Below are 2,810 nucleotides of genomic sequence, written 5' to 3'. Positions count from 1 at the left end.
AGTTATTTAACTAGTTAAGAGAAGAATTGAAATTTGTCAAGTAAAAATGTGGGTTGACGCTAAAAATAATTTGAATAGGGAAAGATTATCTAGTTAAAGGCCAAACTTGAGGGGCGGGGTTTATCCCCGCCCGTATTTTTATGATAACTATAAACCGGTATGACCATTGATGACTTTTTCAGTATCCTTCGCAATGAAAACAGGCCCTGAAATTTATAACCGGTCTTTCATATGTCAATAAAGCCAAGACTAGTATGAACGCGCTTATAAACTTTGAATGCAACTTGGTATAACTGCTCAGAAATAAACCTCAAGCGCCTTCAAAGAAGTTTCGCGGGCCGTCCACACACAGGCTTCTCAACACTTCCTCGGAAACGCCCATGTCGCGGAGCTGGGGGAAAACCACCTTTTTGATGTAGAGAAACCCATGAGGATTGCGCCTGAGCCTTTCCTCCTCCGAGATCAAAGGATTGGCCGCCATGATCCGGATGATGCTCCCGTCATGAGAAGGACAGAGCCGGTCCGCGTACCCCGCGTCCAGGAGCGCCTTCATGGTCCTGGTGCGGGCCAGCGGGCTGACGTTCCATCCCGGGTAACGGTCCAGTCCGAGAAAGCATCCCTGGTCAAGAAGCCAGGTCAGATACTCCACGTCAGTCGTGTCATTGGAATGGTCCAGCTTGACCCGGCTCAGGTTTACACCCTCCTCTTTCAGGATCTCCAGCTGCTGCCGGCCGATCTGGCCCGGTGAATAGGAATGCAGCGCGATCGGGACGCCGGTGCGGAGGTGGGCCCGGGCCACGCCGCGCAGCATGATTTCCGCGTCCGGCGTTACGCCCAGTATATCGCTGGCCGACTTGAGAAGCCCGGCCTTTATATCGGTCCCGGAGATACCCTGTTCAATCTCCCGAATAAACATCCCGGCCATCTGATCGGCGGAAACACCGGCAAAAAAACGCGGGACGTCCAGCCACCACCCGGCACAGGCAATGATGTTGACACCCGAACAGCGCGAAGCTTCAGCCAGTAACTCTATGTTCCGGCCCAGGTCCAGGGTCGTGAGATCAACAACTGTGTCAACTCCACCCTCTTTGGCCTTTATCAGACCCTCGACCGCGAGGTCCATGAGATTCGAGCCGAGAAGCTCGGGATAGTCCTGATACACACCGGCCGCGGCGACCATGATGTGTTCGTGCATCAGAGTGAAGCCGAGGTCGGTCGTATCAAGAGGTCCAAGCACAGAATTGATGATAGCCATGACAAGAACTCTCCTTTCTGTGTTTGCTTAGCCTTTAAAATTTCATGCACCAGGACCATAACCGAGACCGAGCCTGGTGTCAATTTAAGAGTATTGTAAAAGGTGCGGATTACCTTTTTAAAAAGGATTACTGGCAGGCGCGGCCATCAAGGCCCTACCGGTCCTATGAAACAAAAAGATCAATGAAATCAAATAAGTCCACGTCCACCAGACCTCTGTCGGTGAGCTTGAGTTTCGGGATGACGGGCAGAGCCAAAAAAGAAAGTACTGTAAACGGATCCTTGAGCAGGCAGCCTGTCTCTAAAGCCGCACGCTTAAGCTTCTTTCCGGCCGCGGCCACCTCCCGGGCCGGAGCCAAAGACATCAGCCCGGCCAGAGGCAGGCTTAATTCGGCCAGGACCTGTTCGCCCATCACCACGGCCAGCCCGCCGCGCATCCGCTCCACAGCCTCAATGGCTGCCAGAATCTCGGAGCCAGACATACCCGCGGCCACGATGTTATGGGCGTCATGAGCCACGGATGAGGCCACGGCGCCCTTGTTGAAACCGAAACCCTTGACCAAGCCCTGGCCCACATTGCCTGTGGCCCGGTGACGTTCGACCACGACCACCCGGGCCAAGTCCCTGTCCGGGTCGGCGACAAGACAGCCATCCCGGACCGGCGTCTCGGTCACCAGATGGCCGGTCAGGATCTGATCTTCGATCAGTTCCATGACCCGAACACGCGGCCCGGCGGCCCGTAATTTAAGCGCCTCCTCATCCAGGGGCGCCATATTCATCGGACTGGCCCAGTCTGGCATTGCTGGAGGCGGCAGGGTGGCTCTAAGTTCACCTTCTTGCGCAACCAGACAGCCATCTTTGAGGACACGGTCAAGTTCAAAAGATTTCAAGGAGTTAAAAATCAGGATATCGGCCCGAAACCCGGGCGCCAGGGCCCCGCGATCACTCAACCTAAAGGCCTCAGCCGCATTGAGCGTGGCCATGGTCAAGGCCTTGATTGGAGCAAGACCGTGGGCAACTGCTTTCCGGAGGACATGGTCCAGGTGGCCCGCCTCGATAAGGTCATCGGCAAGGCGGTCGTCAGTGCAAAAACTGACCCGGCGCATATTATCGCTCTTGACCAATGGCAGAAGATCGGAAAGATTCCTGGCCGTGCTACCCTCGCGAATGAAGATACGCATGCCCCGGGCGAGCTTTTCCGTTGCCTCAGTCAAGGTGGAACACTCATGGTCAGACCCGATACCGGCCGTGAGGTAGGCGTTGAGATCAGGCCCGGAAAGCCCTGGGGCGTGCCCGTCCCTGGGCCGCGCCGCAAACAGTTCAAGCTTGTCCAAAACAGAAGGCCGGCCAATAATCACTCCGGGAAAGTTCATCATCTCGGCCAACCCCAATACCCTGGGCTCATCGAGGAGCGCTCGTAAATCCTGAGCCGTTAGTTCGGCCCCGGCCGTTTCGAGGCGCGTCGCGGGCACACAGGAAGGGGCCGTGAAAAAGAAATCCAGCGGCAGTCCCTGGCTGGCGTCGAGCATATAACGAATGCCTTTCAGGCCCAGAAC

The 2,810-nt window shown here is 55.7% G+C and carries 2 protein-coding genes; both read right to left on the bottom strand.

Annotated features, from left to right (window positions below):
- Positions 1-310: 310 nt before the first annotated feature.
- On the bottom strand, positions 311-1,255 hold the full coding sequence (locus JRI95_16885; protein MBW2063221.1) for a phosphotriesterase-related protein: 945 nt from the start codon (positions 1,253-1,255) through the stop codon (positions 311-313).
- A 163-nt stretch (positions 1,256-1,418) separates the two neighbouring features.
- On the bottom strand, positions 1,419-2,810 hold a 1,392-nt coding region (locus JRI95_16880), incomplete at its 5' end, for an adenine deaminase (protein MBW2063220.1).

The organism is Deltaproteobacteria bacterium, from assembly GCA_019308995.1.
Taxonomy (GTDB): domain Bacteria; phylum Desulfobacterota; class Desulfarculia; order Adiutricales; family JAFDHD01; genus JAFDHD01.
This window is presented reverse-complemented; position numbering and strand designations above follow the sequence as displayed.

Coding starts and splice junctions, on each gene's coding strand:
- JRI95_16885 (MBW2063221.1), bottom strand. CDS start 1,255: ATGGCTATCATCAATTCTGTGCTTGGACCTCTTGATACGACCGACCTC.